This window comes from Aquirufa sp. A-Brett2-15D, from assembly GCF_054558735.1.
Map to the genome: position 1 here is coordinate 265003 of NZ_JBSKFT010000001.1, position 19630 is coordinate 284632.

Annotated in this window: 18 protein-coding genes and 1 other RNA gene; 15 read left to right on the forward strand and 4 right to left on the reverse strand. The window is 38.4% G+C overall.

Annotated elements, in window-relative coordinates; all coding sequences use genetic code 11:
* Positions 1–3 precede the first annotated feature (3 nt).
* Positions 4–1869, reverse strand: coding sequence for an ABC-F family ATP-binding cassette domain-containing protein (locus ACST14_RS01195; protein ID WP_459459737.1), 1866 nt, complete (start codon positions 1867–1869; stop codon positions 4–6).
* A gap of 1 nt (position 1870) precedes the next feature.
* Positions 1871–3430: an FMN-binding glutamate synthase family protein gene (locus tag ACST14_RS01200; protein WP_459459739.1), complete on the reverse strand. Its 1560-nt coding sequence runs from the start codon at positions 3428–3430 to the stop codon at positions 1871–1873.
* A 90-nt stretch (positions 3431–3520) separates the two neighbouring features.
* On the opposite strand from ACST14_RS01200, the gene ACST14_RS01205 reads away from it, so the two are divergent.
* From ACST14_RS01205 to ACST14_RS01225, 5 genes are all read left to right on the forward strand, one after another.
* Positions 3521–4600 (forward strand): Ldh family oxidoreductase, encoded by a 1080-nt coding sequence (locus tag ACST14_RS01205; protein WP_459459741.1) that lies wholly within the window; start codon positions 3521–3523, stop codon positions 4598–4600.
* A 1-nt stretch (position 4601) separates the two neighbouring features.
* A complete protein-coding gene (gene mltG / locus ACST14_RS01210) occupies positions 4602–5636 on the forward strand; it encodes an endolytic transglycosylase MltG (RefSeq protein WP_459459743.1) in 1035 nt (344 codons plus the stop codon).
* A gap of 1 nt (position 5637) precedes the next feature.
* Positions 5638–6051, forward strand: coding sequence for an acyl-CoA thioesterase (locus ACST14_RS01215; protein ID WP_459459745.1), 414 nt, complete (start codon positions 5638–5640; stop codon positions 6049–6051).
* Between the two features lie 76 nt (positions 6052–6127).
* Positions 6128–6958: a YihY/virulence factor BrkB family protein gene (locus ACST14_RS01220; protein ID WP_459459747.1), complete on the forward strand. Its 831-nt coding sequence runs from the start codon at positions 6128–6130 to the stop codon at positions 6956–6958.
* Between the two features lies 1 nt (position 6959).
* Positions 6960–7583: an L-threonylcarbamoyladenylate synthase gene (locus ACST14_RS01225; protein ID WP_459459749.1), complete on the forward strand. Its 624-nt coding sequence runs from the start codon at positions 6960–6962 to the stop codon at positions 7581–7583.
* Here ACST14_RS01225 and ACST14_RS01230 read toward each other — a convergent pair.
* Positions 7580–8464, reverse strand: coding sequence for a lysophospholipid acyltransferase family protein (locus tag ACST14_RS01230; RefSeq protein ID WP_459459751.1), 885 nt, complete (start codon positions 8462–8464; stop codon positions 7580–7582). The genes ACST14_RS01225 and ACST14_RS01230 overlap by 4 nt on opposite strands.
* 51 nt (positions 8465–8515) lie before the next feature.
* Here ACST14_RS01230 and ACST14_RS01235 point away from each other — a divergent pair, with 51 nt between their 5' ends.
* The 10 genes from ACST14_RS01235 (at position 8516) to ACST14_RS01280 (ending at position 18157) form a co-directional block, all read left to right on the forward strand.
* Positions 8516–9112 carry a WbqC family protein gene (locus tag ACST14_RS01235; RefSeq protein WP_459459753.1) on the forward strand — a complete coding sequence of 199 codons (597 nt, stop codon included), beginning with the start codon at positions 8516–8518 and terminating at the stop codon, positions 9110–9112.
* Positions 9113–9175: 63 nt separating this feature from the next.
* Entirely contained in the window at positions 9176–11749 is a 2574-nt protein-coding gene (locus ACST14_RS01240; protein ID WP_459459756.1) for an ATP-dependent Clp protease ATP-binding subunit, read from the forward strand.
* A gap of 1 nt (position 11750) precedes the next feature.
* On the forward strand, positions 11751–12497 hold the full coding sequence (gene fabG, locus ACST14_RS01245; protein WP_459459758.1) for a 3-oxoacyl-[acyl-carrier-protein] reductase: 747 nt from the start codon (positions 11751–11753) through the stop codon (positions 12495–12497).
* A gap of 58 nt (positions 12498–12555) precedes the next feature.
* Positions 12556–13812, forward strand: a complete 1257-nt coding sequence (locus ACST14_RS01250) for a DUF4403 family protein (RefSeq protein WP_459459760.1) — start codon at positions 12556–12558, stop codon at positions 13810–13812.
* Between the two features lie 21 nt (positions 13813–13833).
* Positions 13834–14190: RNase P RNA component class A (gene rnpB / locus ACST14_RS01255), an RNA gene on the forward strand.
* A gap of 90 nt (positions 14191–14280) precedes the next feature.
* Complete coding sequence (locus ACST14_RS01260) at positions 14281–15078, forward strand: 30S ribosomal protein S16 (protein ID WP_459459762.1); 798 nt, start codon at positions 14281–14283, stop codon at positions 15076–15078.
* Between the two features lie 63 nt (positions 15079–15141).
* Positions 15142–15678 (forward strand): ribosome maturation factor RimM, encoded by a 537-nt coding sequence (gene rimM, locus ACST14_RS01265; RefSeq protein WP_459459764.1) that lies wholly within the window; start codon positions 15142–15144, stop codon positions 15676–15678.
* Positions 15668–16342, forward strand: coding sequence for a tRNA (guanosine(37)-N1)-methyltransferase TrmD (gene trmD, locus ACST14_RS01270; RefSeq protein ID WP_459461233.1), 675 nt, complete (start codon positions 15668–15670; stop codon positions 16340–16342). Before rimM ends, trmD begins: the two co-directional genes overlap by 11 nt.
* A 1-nt stretch (position 16343) precedes the next feature.
* Positions 16344–17258, forward strand: a complete 915-nt coding sequence (locus ACST14_RS01275; RefSeq protein WP_459459766.1) for an EamA family transporter — start codon at positions 16344–16346, stop codon at positions 17256–17258.
* Positions 17255–18157, forward strand: coding sequence for an alpha/beta hydrolase (locus ACST14_RS01280; RefSeq protein ID WP_459459768.1), 903 nt, complete (start codon positions 17255–17257; stop codon positions 18155–18157). Before ACST14_RS01275 ends, ACST14_RS01280 begins: the two co-directional genes overlap by 4 nt.
* Here ACST14_RS01280 and ACST14_RS01285 read toward each other — a convergent pair.
* Positions 18145–19542, reverse strand: coding sequence for an APC family permease (locus ACST14_RS01285; protein WP_459459770.1), 1398 nt, complete (start codon positions 19540–19542; stop codon positions 18145–18147). The genes ACST14_RS01280 and ACST14_RS01285 overlap by 13 nt on opposite strands.
* Positions 19543–19630: the final 88 nt, after the last annotated feature.

Here is a 19630-nt window from a genome sequence, read left to right on the forward strand (position 1 = left end):
GGTTTAGATTAATGCTTCCCAGGAGGCTGTGGTAGCAGCTAATTTTTCCTTTTCAGCAGCCATCGATTCTTCTAAAGTTTTTAAGCCCGCATAATCAGCTTGATTCGCTAATTCCACCATCTGTAATTCAATAGCCGAAATACTATTTTCTATCTCTATTATTTCAGCCTCTAATTTTTCAATTTGTTTGGCTTGATTAGGGCTTTTTGCCTCTACGGGAGCTAATTCCGCTTTAGGCTTAGCGGTAGACTTTACGACTGCTGGCTTTGCTGATTCCTTTGTAGCCATCCATGTTTCGTATTCATCGAATGATCCAGGATATTCCTTAATCTCGTGATCTTCTATATACCAAATCTTGTTCGCAATATTACTCACAAAATAACGATCGTGGGATACGACCACGTAGGTGCCTTCGTATTGTTGTAATGCTTGAATTAAGATATTAACCGACTGCATATCCAAGTGATTGGTAGGCTCATCGAGTAAAAGGAAGTTAGCTTCGGAGATTAATACTTTAGCTAAAGCAACGCGGGATTTTTCGCCTCCGGAAAGGACTTTAATCTTTTTGAATACTTCCTCACCTGAGAATAAGAAACAACCTAATACTGAACGTAATTCCATTTCTGTTTTAGCCGTACCAGTCCCCTTTAGTTCATCTATCAAGGAATTTTCTACGGTTAAACTCTCTAATTGATGCTGTGCAAAGAAGGATTCAATCACATTATGTCCTGTGCGTCTTTCTCCTTGTATTTTTTCAGTTCCTGAAATAATTCGAAGTAGGGTGGATTTACCTTTTCCATTTGCACCGATTAACGCAATTTTATCGCCTCTATTAATTGTAGCTGAGGTATTCTTTAAGATAACCTTCTCACCAAAGGCCTTCGAAATATGTTCTAAAAATAAGATAAATCGACCCGGTTCTGTACCAAAGTTAAATTTGAAATTCACCTTCGCTTTTTCATCAACAACTTCATCAATCATATCGATGCGGTCTAGTGCTTTAACGCGAGATTGCACCTGTTTTGCTTTTGAGGCTTTGGCCTTAAAACGCTGAATAAATTTCTCCGTCTGACGAATCTGTGATTGCTGATTTTCAAAAGCTCCTTTTTGAATTTCATTTCGCAACGCTTTTTCCTCCATGTAGAAGGAATAATTGCCTGGATACAAGGTTATTTTTGCACCAGAAACTTCAGCAATACTATCAATCGTTCTATCTAAGAAGTAACGATCGTGGGAAACCACCACAATGGAACCCTCATAATCGTGAATATATTTTTCTACCCATTCGATGGAAGGTAAGTCCAAGTGGTTAGTGGGCTCATCAAGCAGGAGTAGGGCTGGCTTTTGTAATAAAAGTTTAGCTAGCATAACCCGCATGCGCCATCCTCCAGAAAATAATTTTAATGGACGGCTTAAATCTTCCGTGCTAAATCCTAAACCTTCCAGAATCTCTTCTGTTCGTGATTGAATGGTATAACCATCTAATCGCTCAAAATCCTCTTGAAGTTTAGCTAATAAATCAATGTCTTTGTCTTCATAATTTGTTTCCATTTTATGAAGTACCTTATCAATTTCATGTTGCAACTCTAATTGCCTTTCAAAAGCCTGCATGGCTACATTTAGGATGCTATCGTCTGTTTGATAAGACAATAAATCCTGATTTAAAAAGCCGATGGTACAACCACCAGATTTTGAAATGGTTCCGCCATCTGGGGTATATTCTCCTGAAATGAGACGTAATAAAGTTGATTTACCCGTACCGTTAGCACCGATTAAACCGATTTTAGTCTTAGGCTTGATGTGTAAATTTGCGCCTTCGTACAAAGCGCGACTTCCGAAATAGAAGTTTAAATTAGATATTGATAACATTTTACAAAGATAGCCGTTTTCTTGCATTTAGACCACCTAAATACGGACATTTGACTAATTCTTCTAAGCCAGCATAGGTAGTCTCTGTTTTTGTATAGCCCAAAGCCTTGGATAAAGCCATCGTTCGATTATTATCTCCCATGGACCATTCAATGTCATCCATAGTCATTTGACTAGGGTGTTCGTACCCACAAGCATGTGTAATCTCCGCAATTTCTTTCACCAATGTGTAGTGATACCGGTAATAGCGCTCACTTTTAAGAGTTACATCGATTCCAGCTTGAAGCCATTTATTGGAAGTGGCAATACCCGTAGGGCAATGATTTGTATGGCATTTTTGTGCTTGAATACATCCAATTGACATCATGGCTTCACGAGCGATATGAATACTATCTGCACCCATCGCAAAAGCCATCAAGGCTTTCTCAGGGAAACCTAATTTACCAGAAGCAATGAAAAAGATTTTATCTGTTAGATTATGGCGCTGAAATATTTGGTAAATCTTGGCAAAGGCAAAAGTAAATGGCATGGAAACGTGATCAGCAAAAGCATGGGGAGCTGCGCCTGTACCGCCTTCTCCTCCATCTATGGTAATGAAATCTGGTCCTTTTTCATTTTTTTCCATGTAGGCTGCCAGCTCTTCCCATTGTTCTAATTTTCCGATGGCTGATTTTACACCTACAGGTAAACCCGTTTCAGTTGCCATAGCTTCGATGAAATCAACCATTTCTGGAACATTTGAAAATTCAGAATGAAAAGCAGGGGACATGGCATCCCTATCCATGGGGATATTACGTATTTCTGCAATTTCTTTGTTGATTTTAGATTTAGGCAACATACCACCCTTACCTGGTTTCGCACCTTGTGATAATTTTAATTCAATAGCTTTGATGTAAGGGTTTTCATTTACTTTTTGTTTTAGTTTTTCCATCGAAAAACGGCCATCAAGTTCTCTCACACCAAAATAGGCCGTACCTATATTTAACATCACATCTGCCCCATTTTGGTGGTAAGGAGACAAGGATCCTTCTCCTGTATTATGGTAACAACCGGCTATAAGAGCACCCTTATTTAATGATTCGATGGCTTTGGCAGATAAAGAACCATAACTCATACCTGAAATATTAATTACGGAATAGGGGCGAAATGGTTTTGCTCTTTGATGATATAAACCAATAACCTTCGCAGCTGGTAAAACTCCGGGATTTTTAGAAAAAAGATGATCAGCCGATGGATTAAAACCCATCATGGCATTTTTAATAAATATATAACCAGGAGCGCTAAAATCTTGATCTGTCCCAAAGCCTTGTAAATTATTTTCATTCTTCGATGATGCATAAATCCAGGAGCGTTCTTGCCTATTAAAAGGCAATTCTTCTCGATTATTTGCCACAATGTATTGCCTTAATTCAGGCCCAATGGTCTCAAGCCAATACCTTAAATGTCCTACGATTGGGAAATTATGCGATATAGTGTGACTTTTTTGAAGAAATATATCGCGAATAATGACTAGAACAATAATCAATGCTAGCCAAAACCAAACTGAAGTTAATAAGTTCATAATTTGTGATGAAATGTGATTCAAATTTAGGTGTCTTTTATCAATATTATTACCAATTGTTCTAATTATCTTTGTGGTTTAGTTTATACTATGCAAGCAGATTATTATTTATTGAAAAAATATGTAGCCTCTGTTTTTACAGCCATAGGTTGTAGCGAACAAGATGCTGCTTTAGCGTCCGATGTATTAGTTTCTGCTGATGCGAGAGGAATTGATTCCCATGGAGTAGCTCGCTTAGTCGGATATGTTCGACTTTTTGATTTGGGCAGATTAAACACTAAACCACAAATTAAAATACTTCACGAAACTCCGTCTACAGCGACTTTAGATGGCGATCGCGGTTTAGGTTTAGTAGTGGCACCTAAAGCCATGGAAATTGCTTGCGAAAAAGCGGCTTTAGCTGGAACAGGTTGGGTAGCAGTTCAGAATTCAAATCACTTTGGCATTGCTGGCTACCATGCAATGAAAGCTTTGCCTTCCCAAATGATCGGTTGGGCAATGACGCACGCTGCGCCATTAGTTACACCTACTTTTTCTAAAGAGAAGTTATTAGGCACTAATCCGATTGCTGTGGCAATTCCAGCGTATGAGGAGCCAGCTTTTGTAGCAGATTTTGCTTCCACAGCGGTTGCCTACGGCAAATTGGAGATTTTACAAAGAAAAGGATTGAATACTCCAGATGGATGGGTTCAGGATGTGAATGGAGATCCTTGTAATGATGCATTTGCCATTAAAAATGGGGGAGCTTTATTGCCATTAGGAGGAGATAGAGAACATGGATCGCATAAAGGGTATGGTTTAGGAGCTATTGTGGATATTTTATCTGGCGTTTTATCTGGTGCTAATTTTGGGCCCTGGGTACCCCCATTTGCAACAGCAGGCTTTATGCAAGCAGGTGAAACGGTGGGTAATGGTACAGGACATTTTTTAGGGGCGATGCGGGTTGATGCTTTTCGGCCTGCCGAAGATTTTACGAGAGATATGGACAAATGGATTCGTAGATTTAGATCTGCAGAAGCCGTAGAAGGTAAGCAAGTCTTGATCCCAGGTGATCCAGAGCGTGAATTAGAGGCCATTCGTCGAGTGGAAGGAATTCCTTTATTACTCCCAGTGGTAGAAGATTTAAAATCGTTAGCCACGCGTTTTACTTTAGATTTTAAAATTGATTAATATGGTTTTGAATAAGAAATTAAAGATTTTTATTTTATTATTTAGTCTGGTATCTGCCATGTTTTCCTATTATGTATGGCAGGTTTTTAAAACACCTAATTTTAGAGTTGAGGCGAAGCAACCTTTTGAATTATTTATTCCAGAAAAGGCTACGTATGAATCTGTGCTAGACACCTTAAAGAAACACGATTTGGTAAGGGATCAATTGAGTTTCCGTTTTTTGGCCAAAGTCCTAAACTACCCCGAAAAAGTCCGCCCAGGTCGTTATATCATTCATAGTGAAATGGGTAACTGGGAGTTGTTGCGGAAATTAAGAAATGGTCGTCAGGATGCCTATAAAGTGGTAATAAACAATTTTCGACTTAAAGAAGACATGGCTGGTCGTATAGCACATCAGACGGCTTATGATTCAGCTGCTATCTATGCGGTTTTAGATTCATCGGAATTAATGCAACAATGGGGATTTAATGCTGAAACTAGTCCTGCTATTTTCGTACCTAATACCTATGAGGTTAATTGGACGACTTCATTTCCGGAGTTTTTGGAAAAAATGAACAAGGCTTATGTGAAGTTTTGGACATCTAAGAGAAAATCACAAGCGGAGAAATTAGGTTTAACACCGGTGGAGGTATCTATTTTAGCAAGTATCGTTTACGGTGAATCGAAGAATTCAAAGGAGCAGTCTCGTGTAGCTGGTGTTTATTGGAATAGACTGCAGGTAAAAATGCCTTTACAGGCTGATCCTACGGTGGTATTTGCTTGGAAGGATTTTACAATTAAGCGGGTGACAGGTAAGTACACCGCTTTAAATTCCCCTTATAATACTTACCGAAATACGGGTCTTCCTCCAGGACCTATCTCAATTGTATCATCAGACGTGATAGACAAAGTGTTAAATTTAGAGCGTCACCAGTTTCTCTATTTCTGCGCCAAGGAAGATTTTTCTGAAAACCATGCTTTTGCTGTTACTTATGCGGAGCATAGGGAGAATGCAGCTAATTACCAGAAAGCATTAGATAAACGTAACATCCATTAGAATGCTAAAACATAGTGTGTTTTATCGAGTTTGTTATGCGGATACGGACCAAATGGGCTATGTCTATTATGGAAACTATGCGCGTTTTTATGAAATTGCTCGAGTAGAAACTTTGCGTCATATTAATGTAAGTTATAAGGTTTTAGAGGATGCTGGAATTGGACTTCCAGTCTATGAGAATTATTCTAAATTCCATGCGCCGGCACTGTATGATGATTTATTGCGTGTCGATTGTTCCTTACTAAAAATGCCTTCTGCTCGAATTGAATTTGAATACAGAATTTATAATCAATCCGAGCAATTGCTGCATGAGGGTAGGACGACTTTGGTTTTTATGGATTTAGCAAGTAAAAAGGTTGTGAAGGCGCCCGTGTGGTTAATTTCAGCCATTTTAAAACATAAGAACGATGATTAGAAGGGTATCGAGGGAAATACAATTATTTTGGAAAGACTGCGAAGAACATTATGTCCTAGTCAGAATTCTGTCGATTTTGTATAAAAAGATATTTCATTTTGATATTGATGTTCGGGCTGCTGCTGTGGCCTATAATTTTACGCTAGCGGTATTTCCTACCATCATTTTTTTATTCTCTTTATTAGCCTATATACCGGTAGATAATTTTGATATCAAGATGGTCAGTTTTTTAAAGTCATCTATCCCTAAAAATCTACAACAGGATTTCAGCGAATTACTGCTTGATTTGATTCGAAAGAAATCAGGTGGAGTATTGTCTTTTGGTTTCTTATTTGCGCTATATGCCTCTACTAGTGGAATTCAAGCCTTGATTCGTTCCTTTAATTTAACGTATAGAACGAAGGAGAATAGAGGTATAATTAGAGAGCGTTTGATTGCCGTCTCTTTGAATTTTTTGTTGACTTTCGTTCTTATTACGGCATTTTCGGTTTTTATCGTAGGAAAATTAGTGATTGGGTATTTGAAAGGGAAGGGTTTGATTGATTATGATTTCAATTTTTACATGTTGAATATTTTGACCTACTTCTTATTATTTGCCATTTTCTTTTTGACCATTTCGATTATATATTATTATGCCCCTGCCATTACGAAACGATGGAAATTTTTTAATGCGGGTTCTATTACTGCCTCTATTTTAACCATTTTAGTGACTAATATTTTCTCCTATTATTTAGTCAATTTTGCGAGTTATAATAAAGTTTATGGTTCGATAGGATCTTTGATTGCTTTGATGGTTTGGCTTTATTTTATCGCCTTAATTCTTTTAGTAGGGTTTGAAATAAATGCGAGTATTGATCAGGTAAAAGAAGAAAAAGAAGACGCCGAAACAGATTATTTCTTTGAATAAGATGGCAGAATTGATTCGACTGTATGATAAAAATAATAGCCAATCTAGCCTGGAAGGGATTGTTAAAGCTTTAGTGAAGGATGCCGTTATTATCTTTAGAACGGATACTATGTATGCTTTAGGCTGTCATATTAATTCGACGAAAGCGGTCTCTCGGATTTGTGAAATCAAAGGTATTCAGGCATCTAAGAATCGCTTCTCTTTTATTTGTGCTGACTTAAGTTCGATAGCTAATTATGCTAAAGTCTCTGATTTTGCCTTTAAAACATTAAAAAGATACTTGCCAGGTGCTTACACTTTTGTCTTGCCTGCTAGTTCTAAAGTTCCCTCTATTTTAGCTCAAGGTAAAAAAACGGTCGGAATTCGCATACCAGAATACGAACCGATACTTTCGATAGTAGAACTATTGGGTTTTCCTTTATTGACTACTTCTTTGCCTCAGGAAGGATTAGAGGTGGAAGATTATACCGATCCTACTTTGATTTTTGAACGAATGGGTCATGCGGTCGATTTTGTCCTTGATGGCGGAATAGGCGGATATAGTCCATCTAGCGTCATTGAAATTAAAGACGATGAATTTGATGTTATTCGGGAAGGTGCGGGTGATTGTTCAGCCTTTAATTAAGACCATTTAAGGCTTAATTTATCCGGCTTTGTATGCTTCCAGCGTCGGTGTGACCATAAATATTGTTCTGGATACGCATTAATTGATTTCTCTAATCTACGGGCAAAACGTTCAATAATTTCGCCTGGGGCTAAATCGTCAAAAGGAACGTTCGCTAATAATTCATAGGTCATGGTATAATTACCTCTTTTCTTTCGTATTACTTCAGCAAATACGACAGGATATTGATAGTCTCTTGCGAAGCGTTCCATGCCCGTAAAGAAGGCGGTTTCTTGGTGTAAAAATGTTGTCCAATAAGCCGATTCTGGTTTTTGAGGCGCTTGATCAGATGCTAAACAGATAACGCGAGGAATATCTTTTCGTTCTCGAGTTAATAAGACAGATTCTCTTTTTTCTAGTAATACCACATGACCAAAACGTGATCTAACTTGTTTGGTGAATTCATTAAAAGTGGGATTATTCAGTTTTTGGTAAATAACATCATGCGGATTCTTACTCAAAGCTAATCGGTGGATACCCCATTCCCAATTGCCTTGATGTCCAGCTACTAAAATGACTGGAACACCTTTTTTAATAAAATCTGTCACTATATCTTCGTTTTTGATCTCAAAACGGTCTAGCATGTCATCTTTTGTAATAGAGACACCTTTGAAAAACTCTACTAATTGATCAGTTAAATAGCCATAGAATTGATAGATAAGCTTGCTTAACTCCTTTTCAGTAGCATTCGGGAATGAATTCTTTAAATTACTTTGAATGACTTTTCTCCGGTATGGAATGATATAATAGAATAAAAAAGCTAAAAAGGAGGCGAAACCGTAAAGTACAGGTAGAGGTAATCTTCCAAATAGTTTGTACAGAAACAGGGGAGACGCTTTCATTCTTATTATCTTTGTTCTTTAATTGTACAAATATCCGATTAATTTTTGGGAATGCACATTGAGACCCATTATTTGCCTAGTTTAGAATATATGACGCTTTTACTTCAGAATCCGTCCTTGGTTTTTGAAGTAGAGGAGAATTTTCCTAAACAAACTTACCGTAATCGTTGTATGATTTTGGGGGCAAATGGGGTAGAGCGTTTGACTGTTCCGGTTATTCACCTCTCTGGCGAAAAAATTAAAACGAAAGATACGAAGATTGATTATTCCCAAAATTGGGTTAAACAACATCAGGGTGCTATTCAAGCAGCTTATGGTAATGCTCCCTACTACGAATTTTTTGAGCCATATTTAAGTCAAATCTTTGCGAAAAAAAGGTTTTTTTTAGTAGATTTAAATATTGATCTCTTAACATTTATTTATCGAATAGTTGATTCGCCTTTAGAATATAGTGTTACACAGGAGTTTAACTTATTTAATGGCAAAAGTGCTTACAATTTAATTAGTGCAAAAAAAGATTCGTCAGAGCGATTAATCTATTCAAATAGACCGTATAGACAATGTTTTGGGGCTGAATTTGTCCCTAATTTGTCTGTAATTGATTTATTAATGAATTACGGAAAAGAGTCATTGACTTTTTTAAAATAAAAAGGAACAATTTAGGTGTTCAAATGGTTGAATCATCTAAATGGTTTTAATAAATAGAACGATATGGAGGCTAAATTTTCGAATAAAGTGAAGGAAGTCATCTCGCTAGCGAGAGAAGAGGCATTACGTTTAGGTCACGATTATATCGGTACCGAGCACTTGATGTTAGGAATGATTCGGGATGGACAAGGTCCTGGGATCGATTTATTATTACGTTCCGGTGTTTCTTTGGATTCATTACGCCAAAGCATTGAACATTCCACTGCTTCTACTACGCGTTCGACTTTTGATCGGGAAAACATGTTAAATATCCCTTTAACAAAGCAGGCCGAAAAAGTATTGCGCTTAACTTATTTAGAAGCGAAATACTTTAAGACGAATGTGGTGGAGACAGATCATTTATTGATGGCTGTTTTACGGGATGAAGATAATGTGGCAACTCAAGTTTTAGAGAAATACCAAGTTTACTATGATTTAATTAAAGAAATGGTAGAATTTCAATCCGGAAATGGTCAAGGCTCTAATCCTAAAGCTGGTTCAGATACAGATGATAACGACGATGATTCTCGTTTATATAGTGCAGGTTCTGGTTCTACAGGCGGCACAAGTTCGGGTAGCACGACAGGAACGAAACCAGGCGAAAAAAGTAAAACTCCTGTTTTAGATAACTTTGGACGTGATCTGACTAAGATAGCTGAAAATGGCAAGTTAGATCCGATTGTAGGTCGTGAAAAAGAAATCGAACGCGTAGCACAAATTTTGTCACGTCGTAAGAAAAATAATCCGATATTAATTGGAGAACCCGGTGTGGGTAAAACGGCCATTGCGGAAGGTTTAGCTTTGCGTATTGTCCAGAAAAAAGTATCCCGAGTTCTTTTTGGTAAAAGAGTCGTTACCCTAGATATTGCTTCTTTAGTGGCAGGTACTAAATACCGTGGTCAATTCGAGGAGCGAATGAAAGCGGTGATGAATGAATTAGAAAAATCGACGGACGTAATTCTTTTTATTGACGAATTGCATACGATTGTAGGTGCTGGTGGTGCTTCTGGATCATTAGATGCTTCCAATATGTTCAAGCCCGCTTTAGCTCGTGGGGACATTCAAGTTATCGGTGCTACGACTTTAGACGAATACCGTCAGTATATCGAAAAAGATGGCGCTTTAGCTCGTCGTTTTCAAACGGTTATGGTAGATGCAACTACTGTCGATGAAACGATTGAAATCTTACATAATATCAAAGATAAGTACGAAGATCACCACCATGTAATTTATACGGATGAGTCTATCATATCATCAGTTAAATTATCTGATCGCTATATTTCAGATCGTTTCTTGCCAGATAAAGCGATAGATGTGTTAGATGAAGTGGGTGCTCGCGTGCACATTTCTAATATCAATGTCCCAGAAGATATAGTTGCTTTAGAGGCTCAAATAGAGATTGTAAAGAAAGAGAAGAACCAAGTGGTTAAATCTCAGAAATATGAAGAAGCGGCTCAATTAAGAGATCGTGAGAAGAAATTAATTGATCAATTAGAGCAATCAAAGGCTGCTTGGGAGGAAGATTCGAAGAAGCAGAAGTTTACTGTGACGGAAGAACACGTAGCAGAGGTTATCGCCCAAATGACAGGTATCCCAGTTAATCGGGTGGCTGCAAAAGAAGGGGAGAAGCTCTTGCAAATGGAGGATGAGCTTGCGAAGCAAGTTATTGGTCAAACGGACGCCATTAAAAAATTAGTAAAAGCTATTCAGCGTACGCGTGTAGGTTTAAAGGATCCGAAAAAGCCGATTGGTTCATTCATCTTTTTAGGCCCTACAGGTGTAGGTAAGACGGAGATGGCCAAAGTATTAGCTACTTATTTATTCGATAAAGAGGATGCTTTAGTGCGTATTGACATGAGTGAATACATGGAGAAATTCAGTGTATCGCGCTTAGTAGGAGCGCCTCCGGGCTATGTGGGTTATGAAGAAGGTGGACAATTAACGGAGAAAATTCGCCGCAAGCCTTATGCCGTGGTTTTATTAGATGAGATTGAGAAGGCTCATCCTGATGTATTCAATTTATTGCTTCAAGTTTTAGATGATGGTATTTTAACAGATGGTCTAGGCCGTCGAGTTGATTTCAGAAATACGATTATCATTATGACGTCTAATATTGGGGCGCGTGATTTGAAGGATTTTGGTTCTGGTATTGGATTCTCTACTAAATCGAAGGTGGATAATTTAGATGAATATGCGAAAACGACTATTCAAAATGCATTGAAAAAGGCTTTTGCGCCTGAGTTTATTAACCGTTTAGATGATATAATCGTATTTAATTCATTAGAACGTCCTGCGATTCACCAGATAATTGATTTAATGTTAACGAAGTTAAAAACTCGTTTAGTTAATCTAGGTTTTGAGGTGGAATTAACGGAAAAAGCGAAAGACTTTATGGCTGAAAAGGGCTATGATCCTCAATATGGAGCTAGACCTTTGAATAGAGCGATTCAGAAATATTTAGAAGATGCTTTGGCAGAAGAGATATTGAAAGGTGCTTTAGCCGATGGGGAATATATTTTAGCTGATTTTGAGGAGGGAGCTGATGTCTTGACTTTGGCTAGAAAAACAAGAAAAGCAGTAGCTAAACAAAAAAAATAATATGTCTTTAGTACAAAATAAGGTCGTTTTAGTGACGGGTGCCTCTCGAGGTATCGGTCGGGCTATCGCGACTACTTTTGCCAAAGCTGGCGCAAACGTTGCATTTACCTATTTATCATCTGTTGAAAAGGGTCAAGCATTAGAAAAAGAATTAGGTGCTTTTGGTATTGTTGCTAAGGGTTATCGTTCAGATGCCTCGTCCTATTCAGAATCGGAGAAATTAGTAGAGGACGTTTTAGCTGATTTTGGTACTATTGATATTTTAATTAATAATGCCGGAATTACGCGAGATGGTTTATTAATGCGTATGTCAGAGGAGCAATGGGATGAAGTTATTCGGGTGAATTTGAAATCTATTTTCAATTTAACGAAAGCGGTAACCAAACCGATGATGAAAGCAAGATCAGGCTCTATCATCAATATGACCTCTATCGTAGGAATTAAAGGAAATGCAGGGCAATCAAATTATGCGGCTTCTAAGGCTGGAATTATTGGTTTTACTAAATCAATAGCTCTTGAATTAGGCTCCCGTAATATCCGTTGTAATGCCATCGCTCCAGGTTTTATTGAGACGGAGATGACAGAGGAATTAAATGAGGCCGCTATCGAAGAGTGGACAAAAGCCATTCCGATGAAAAGAGGGGGTCAGGCAACTGAAGTGGCTGATGTTTGCTTGTTTTTAGGCTCTGATATGAGTTCTTATGTCACAGGACAAGTTATCTCAGTGAATGGTGGTTTATTAACCTAGTCTTTTTATAACACACACGGCCTCAGTCTTAAAGTTTAAGATTGAGGCCTATTTATTTATGAGGATTTTACTTTTTTTCCTAGCTGTTTTATTCGTCTCTTGTTCTAAAACAATTGCTCCGGCTGTTATTAGTCAGAAGTCGGTTTATGTGGATCGCTTTCCTGCTATAAAGCCAGGCCTAACCACTATCGATTTCTCGCTCTCTTTTGATAGTTTATTTACTTTGAGTCAACTTAAGGCAGGTTCGGTTTTGTATTCTAACGAAGAGGCTTCCGCAGTTGTTGATTTCCCATTAGACGTTAGGTTGATTGCACCTATTTCGATGCAAACGATGAATAAAGAACAAATAAATTTATCGTTACCCATTCGTCTACAAGCAAAACCAGCCATTGCCGGTATTTCTGCAGGAACGATTACGGGTGATTTAGCCATGAAGGTTCAATTAAAATGGAATTTATCGAGTTTGAGTTCCTTGCAAATAAAAGAGGTGGCCTATGATTACCAATGGATACAGAAACCGTCGGTCAAGGTGTTGGGATTTCCTGTTAATGTGACCACCGTGGTGGATCAGTTATTGAGTCAAAAAAAGATGGACATTTTATCCCTATTGCAGAATCAACTAAATACTAAAATTACTGCCACCGTCACCAAACCATTTTTATTTCAATCCTTTTTTACTGATTCTCCTGATGGCTATCGGATAGAACCTCATGCTGGCTCAGCGCTAGATATGCGCGATTTATCATTTGACCAAACAAGTATAAAGGGTCAATTAAGGTATTCAGGCGGCTTCAAGGTCAGTGCAGGTAAAATGAATAAGGTTCCTTTATTTATTCCCGTGAGAGATTTACCTACCGTAGGCAAGCCAAGTCTTCCTTTTCAATTTCAATTATCTGGTCCAGAATTAATGGAATTAATGAGGGCTTCCAATCCTCAATTGAAAGGCAAAGGCGATTTTACGTTTCAATCTTCAGGTTTACGTTTTCAATTAAGTCAATTTAAAGGTAAATCGTCTCGAATAGAGGTGGATTTTGATTTTGTACTCTATCCTGACAATTCGCTAGGCTTCCAATTGAAAGAAACTCGAATGGAAGGATTGTCATTCCCTGCTTCTCTATTTAAGCGTAAAATTCAACAAAAAATGCAGGCACAAGCTGCTGCGTTTCGTTTTCAGCCTTCTCAAATTTTACAGCGTTTACCTAGTTCTATTTCGCTAGCTAAGAATGGTCGTGTTCATTTTCAAAAGATTTATTTTGATACGAGTTCAGTGTTAATTGAAGGTGCATTTGAGGGAAATTGGTCTTTGGCCAAATAAAATCCTACCTTTGTCGCAGAGAAAATAGACTATCCTATCGCTTTTTAAAGAGGAAAGTCCGAACAACATAGAGCAGTGTGCTTCCTAACTGGAAGGGGAGTCTTCGGATTCTACAGCAAGTGCCACAGAAAATAACCGCCTTTCGGGGTAAGGGTGAAAAGGTGGGGTAAGAGCCCACCGCTGGTTTGGTGACAAATCAGGCATAGGTAAACCTCACACGTTGCAAGATCAAATAGGCTAGCTGCCGTAAGGCAAAAGGGTGGCTCGTCCGATGCTAGTGGGTAGATTGCTACAGATAAACAGTGATGTTTATCGAAGATAAATGATAGGACGGTGGGTAACTATCGACAGAATTCGGCTTATCGGTTTATTTTCTCTATTTCTTTTTTTGATATGACTGCAAAAAAGCTTAATTTTGCAGACTATTTATAAACCCGAGGGACGAGATCCCTCATAAACCCATGTATAATGGCTGTTAAAATCAGATTAGCGCGTCGCGGACGCAAGAAGTTAGCAATGTTCGATGTTGTAGTTGCGGATGCTCGTGCACCACGTGACGGACGTTTTGTAGAAAAAATCGGAACATACAATCCTAACACCAACCCAGCAACTGTCGTTTTAAACGAGAAACAAGCAATCCAATGGGTATTGAAAGGTGCTCAGCCTACTGACACTGTTCGTGCTATCCTTTCTTATAAAGGAATCATGTATGCAAAACACTTACAAGTAGGTGTGAACAAAGGTGCTATCACGCAAGAACAAGCAGATGCGAAGTTCGAAGCATGGAAAGCAGAGAAAGAAGTTAAGATTCAGACGAAATCATCTACTTTACAACAGTCGAAAGCGAAGTCTAAAGCGGCTCGTTTAGAAGCTGAGGCTAAAGTATCTAATACTCGTGCAGATAATATTGCTGCGAAAAATAAAGTAGCTGAAGAAGCATTAGTAGCTAGCGTAGTAGAAGCTATCAACGAAGCGGAGGAAGAAGCAACAGGTGTAGAAATTGACGATGTAGTAGCTGAGGCTCCTGCAGCAGTAGAAGCAGTAGTTGAAGAAGCTCCAGTAGCGGAGGTTGCAGTTGAAGAAGCTCCAGTAGCGGAGGTTGCAGTTGAAGAAGCTCCAGTAGCGGAAGTTGCAGTTGAAGAAGCTCCAGTAGCGGAAGTTGCAGTTGAAGAAGCTCCAGTAGCGGAAGTTGCAGTTGAAGAAGTTGCAGTTGAGGAAGCTCCAGCAGCAGAAGAAGCAGCAGAAGAAGCTCCAGCAGCAGAATAATTTTTAGATTTAAGTAAAATCATACAAATTTGTTCTCAAGTTTGTATGATTTTTTTTGTACCTATGGCAAAGACAGAATATTTCGAATTAGGCACCCTTTCTAAACCACATGGATTAAAGGGAGCTTTTCATCTTTATTTAGATGTTGATGATCCGTATGACTACGAAGATCTGGATGCCATATTCTTGCAACAAGGCAATGAAATGGTTCCTTATTTTGTGGAAGACATCCAGATTCGAGATAATTTAAACTTAATTACCCTCGAGGGTATATCTAGTTTAGATGCGACAAAGGACTTTGTTGGCTTAAAAGTATTTTTACCCGTCTCAGCTTTGCCTACACTGAAAGATGATCAGTATTTTTACCATGAAGTGGTTGGATATCAGGTAGTTGATGCTAATTTAGGTACATTAGGTACGGTGAAAGAGATTTATAGTACTGGAGCTCAGGATGTGGTGGTGATGATTTACCAAAATCATGAAGTATTAATCCCACTAATCGATGCGATTATTCCTAAAGTGGATAAAAAGAATCAAATAGTACATAGTATTTTGCCGGATGGATTATTAGAAGTTTATACAGAGAATGATGCGGATTGATATTATTTCGGTAGTTCCAGCTTTAATGAATAGCTTTTTTGAGCATTCTATTTGCGCGCGTGCGGCTAAAGCCGGATTAGTTGAAGTAGTATTTCATGATCTACACGATTATTCAGAAAAGAAGCATAAGCAGATAGATGATTATCCATTTGGTGGGGGAGCAGGGATGGTGATGGCGGTGGAGCCTTTAGCTAAATGTATTGAGACATTAAAAGGTGAAAGGGTCTATGAGGAGATCATTTATTTTAGCCCCGACGGAATCGTATTAAAACAAAGTTTAGTGAATCAATTGAGTTTGGGCGAAAACCTTTTATTTATTTGTGGTCATTATAAAGGAATCGATGAGCGCATTCGTGAAAAGTATGTGACGAAAGAGATTTCTATTGGAGACTATGTGTTATCTGGTGGCGAATTAGCTGCTGCTGTTACGGCAGATGCCATTATACGATTAATACCGGGCGCTATTGGTGACGAAAGCTCCGCTTTGACTGATTCATTTCAAGATGGATTATTAGCTCCACCTGTCTATACGCGCCCTGCCAGTTTTGATGGCATGAATGTGCCCGATGTTTTATTATCGGGACATGAAAAAAAGATTGAAGATTGGCGACATGAGCAAGCCGTTATGCGTACGCAGGCAAGAAGACCCGATTTATTAGACTAAAATGAGTAAGAAAGACGCTATATCGTTGGTAACTATTTTAGCGCTTGGGGGCCTTTATCTTATTTGGGGTAGTACCTTTCTGAGTGTTCGAATCCTGTTAGAATTTGTTCCACCACTGGTCATTTCATTTTCTCGTAATTTAGTAGCCGGTGGTTTATTTCTACTTTGGTCTATTTTAGGTGGACATTGGAAGAAATTGCCTCTTGAGCATTGGAAAGTACATCTGATAGCAGGGGTCTTACTTATTACATTCGGAAACGGTTTTATGGCGCTAGCTGGCCAAACAATTCCCTCTGGTTTATCTTCTGTTTTCATGGCTTTTGGCCCCTTACTTTTAGTGCTATTTTTCTGGATTTCTGGCAGAGAACCCAGTAAGCGTAAGTTGATTGGGACGCTTATAGGCTTTGTCGGAATTATACTACTGGCCTCTCAAAAAAATCTAGCAATTCCAGGTAGAGAAATTGACTTTTACCGTGGAATGGGATTTCTTTTAATAGCGGTGGTGGCCTGGAACTTGGGCGTCTTTTATATTCAATTTACAAAAGCTAATGCGTATCATTTTACGCAAGTTTGTGCTATTCAAATGTTAACTGGAGGTCTTATTTTACTTTTAATTTCTTTTTCACAAGGGGATTTAGAGAAAGTCGTTCTGGTTAATTTGCCTTTTAAAGCGATAGCTGTTTTTGCTTATTTAGCCTTAATTGGTTCGATGGTTGGTTTTGGATTATTTGGATATCTATCTAAAGTTTTGGATGCTACTCTTGTCAGCACTTATACGTATGTGAATCCAATAATTGCGTTGTTTTTGGGTAATATTATTCTAGGGGAGTCTTTAAGTAGTATATTGTTGTTCGCAAGTAGTTTGATTTTATCTGCTGTCTTGTTAATTACTACTGAAAAGACCTCAACCTCATGAAAAAATTTATTCTCTTTTTATTGTTAGCCTCACCTATTATGGCTCAAGATTTTCTTCCCTTGTATTCTGCTGGTATTCCGAATTATAAAGGAATGGCAAATAGGCAAACAGCTGTAAAAGGTGCTGATGGAATAGAACGCATCTACAAGGTAACAATTCCTACTTATCGATTCTTTCCTGCGTCTAGCGCAAAGGAGCCTCGAGCTTGCGTGGTGATTTGTCCAGGTGGCGGTTACCGAATTCTCGCCTCATCGCATGAAGGTTATGATATTGCGGCTAAATTTAATGAAATTGGTGTTTCTGCTTTGGTGCTATATTATCGTTTACCTGAAGATTCAGCTCAAATTGAAAAGAAGTATGCTCCCCTCCAGGATGCACAATCAGCTATTGCTTTGGTTCGTAAGAATGCAGTTAAATGGAATGTTGATCCTGCCAAAGTGGGTATTATGGGCTTCTCAGCTGGAGGGCATTTAGCGGCAACGGCGTCAACCCATTTTAATAAAGATTATACGGGCATTCAGGCGGGTGCTAATCTGAGACCAGACTTCTCTATTTTATTATATCCTGTTATTTCTTTCAGACCTTTTGGACATGGAGGAAGTTCTCAAAGTCTCTTAGGTAAGAATCCTTCAGAAGAAGATTTAGCCTTATTCTCTAATGAAGAGCAGGTTACTGCTCAAACTCCAAAAGCTTTTATTGTTCACGCCGCTGATGATAATGCGGTTCCATTAAAAAACTCTTTATTGTATGCGGAGAAATTAACGGCTAATAAAGTACCGGTTGATTTACACGTGTACGCAAAAGGTGGTCACGGTTTTGGACTAAACAATAAAACCACAAGTGGGGACTTGTGGTTCGATCGTCTAATTACGTGGATGAAAGCAAATCAATTGCTTTGAGTTTTCTTCATGACATAGTAAAACGGAATACCTAAAAGTACGATTCCTAGTCCAATGGAAGAGGAAATGGTTTTTACCCATAAAAGGTTTCCAGCGATACCTACAAGTAATACTAGGTATCCGCTAAATAACAACTTCTGTAAAAGTGGTAATTCATTTTGCATGATTCTAGTTTTGAAAACAGAGGCTACGGTTAAGAAGTAGAAAATCAAGATCGCAAACACCGTAAAGTCTAAGAGTGCTCCATAAGATCCGGAGAAGCACAACAGGATAGCCCAAATCCCTTGAATTCCTAAAGAATAGACCGGAACATCTTTATCATTTGTATCTGCTGCTTTCTTAAAGAATAAGCGATCATTTGCCATCGCTTGAAATAAACGTCCTCCGGCTAAAATGATTCCATTATTACATCCAAAAGTGGAAATCATAATAAATACAGCCATTACTAGTGCTCCGATTCCACCTAATACGGTTTCCAAAGCAGCAGCACCCAGACGATCTTGTGTGGCAAACATAATACCTCGGGCATACGAATTGATTCCGTCAGCTTCCCCTTGTAATGGTAGAATGCTTAAATAGGCCATATTAGTTAAAAAATATAATAAGCAAACTAAGGCAGAACCATATACTAATCCTTTAGCAATGGTTTTCTTAGGATCTTCAAAATCCGCACTAGCAAAGGTGACATTATTCCAAGCTGAAGAGGAAAATAAGGGCCCTATCATTGCTACACCAAACAAAGAGATTAATTCCCATCCCCCGATCGCGTGTGTGGTATTGGTAGCTGCATCCACTGTAAATGGTTTGGCAAAGAAACCTTCGAAGTGAATCCATTCATTTTGAACTCCGACATACAATCCTATTATGATCAGTATGATGATGGCTCCGATTTTAGTAATAGTAAATATATTCTGCACTAAAGAAGCAAATTGTACCCCTCTGCTATTCACATAAGTCAATAAAGCAATTAGTGAGGCAGCTAAGATTTGCTGGGTAGTGATAAAATCACCAATCAATGGAGTATCATTTAAAATCCCAGGAAAAATAAATCCTGCATAACGTGCAAACGCAACAGCTACTGCAGCTATTGTACCAGTTTGTATAACTAAAAAGGTCGTCCAACCGAATAAAAACCCAGTTAATGGATTATAAGACTCTTTCAAATAGATATATTGTCCACCTGTTTTAGGGAAAACTGAACTAAGTTTTCCGTAGGCATAAGCACCTGTAATGGTTAAAAAAGCTGTTAATAGCCAAGTGCCAATCCAATAAATAGGGGAGCCCACAGATCTTGCGACTTCTGAACTTACTAAAAAGATACCGGAGCCGATCATAGACCCCATCACTAACATCGAGGCATCTAGGGTATTTAATTTTTTATTCATAGAGGTATATATTGATTAAATGCAATTCTTGATTTTCAGCATTTGTTCAAAGAAACGATTTAAATTTCTGATTTACTCGATGTCTTTT

Coding starts and splice junctions, on each gene's coding strand:
- ACST14_RS01200 (WP_459459739.1), bottom strand. CDS start 3,430: ATGAACTTATTAACTTCAGTTTGGTTTTGGCTAGCATTGATTATTGTT.
- mltG (WP_459459743.1), top strand. CDS start 4,602: ATGGTTTTGAATAAGAAATTAAAGATTTTTATTTTATTATTTAGTCTG.
- trmD (WP_459461233.1), top strand. CDS start 15,668: ATGCGGATTGATATTATTTCGGTAGTTCCAGCTTTAATGAATAGCTTT.
- ACST14_RS01285 (WP_459459770.1), bottom strand. CDS start 19,542: ATGAATAAAAAATTAAATACCCTAGATGCCTCGATGTTAGTGATGGGG.
- ACST14_RS01230 (WP_459459751.1), bottom strand. CDS start 8,464: ATGAAAGCGTCTCCCCTGTTTCTGTACAAACTATTTGGAAGATTACCT.
- ACST14_RS01195 (WP_459459737.1), bottom strand. CDS start 1,869: ATGTTATCAATATCTAATTTAAACTTCTATTTCGGAAGTCGCGCTTTG.
- ACST14_RS01225 (WP_459459749.1), top strand. CDS start 6,960: ATGGCAGAATTGATTCGACTGTATGATAAAAATAATAGCCAATCTAGC.
- ACST14_RS01205 (WP_459459741.1), top strand. CDS start 3,521: ATGCAAGCAGATTATTATTTATTGAAAAAATATGTAGCCTCTGTTTTT.
- ACST14_RS01240 (WP_459459756.1), top strand. CDS start 9,176: ATGGAGGCTAAATTTTCGAATAAAGTGAAGGAAGTCATCTCGCTAGCG.
- ACST14_RS01280 (WP_459459768.1), top strand. CDS start 17,255: ATGAAAAAATTTATTCTCTTTTTATTGTTAGCCTCACCTATTATGGCT.
- ACST14_RS01260 (WP_459459762.1), top strand. CDS start 14,281: ATGGCTGTTAAAATCAGATTAGCGCGTCGCGGACGCAAGAAGTTAGCA.
- fabG (WP_459459758.1), top strand. CDS start 11,751: ATGTCTTTAGTACAAAATAAGGTCGTTTTAGTGACGGGTGCCTCTCGA.
- ACST14_RS01215 (WP_459459745.1), top strand. CDS start 5,638: ATGCTAAAACATAGTGTGTTTTATCGAGTTTGTTATGCGGATACGGAC.
- ACST14_RS01235 (WP_459459753.1), top strand. CDS start 8,516: ATGCACATTGAGACCCATTATTTGCCTAGTTTAGAATATATGACGCTT.
- ACST14_RS01250 (WP_459459760.1), top strand. CDS start 12,556: ATGAGGATTTTACTTTTTTTCCTAGCTGTTTTATTCGTCTCTTGTTCT.
- ACST14_RS01275 (WP_459459766.1), top strand. CDS start 16,344: ATGAGTAAGAAAGACGCTATATCGTTGGTAACTATTTTAGCGCTTGGG.
- rimM (WP_459459764.1), top strand. CDS start 15,142: ATGGCAAAGACAGAATATTTCGAATTAGGCACCCTTTCTAAACCACAT.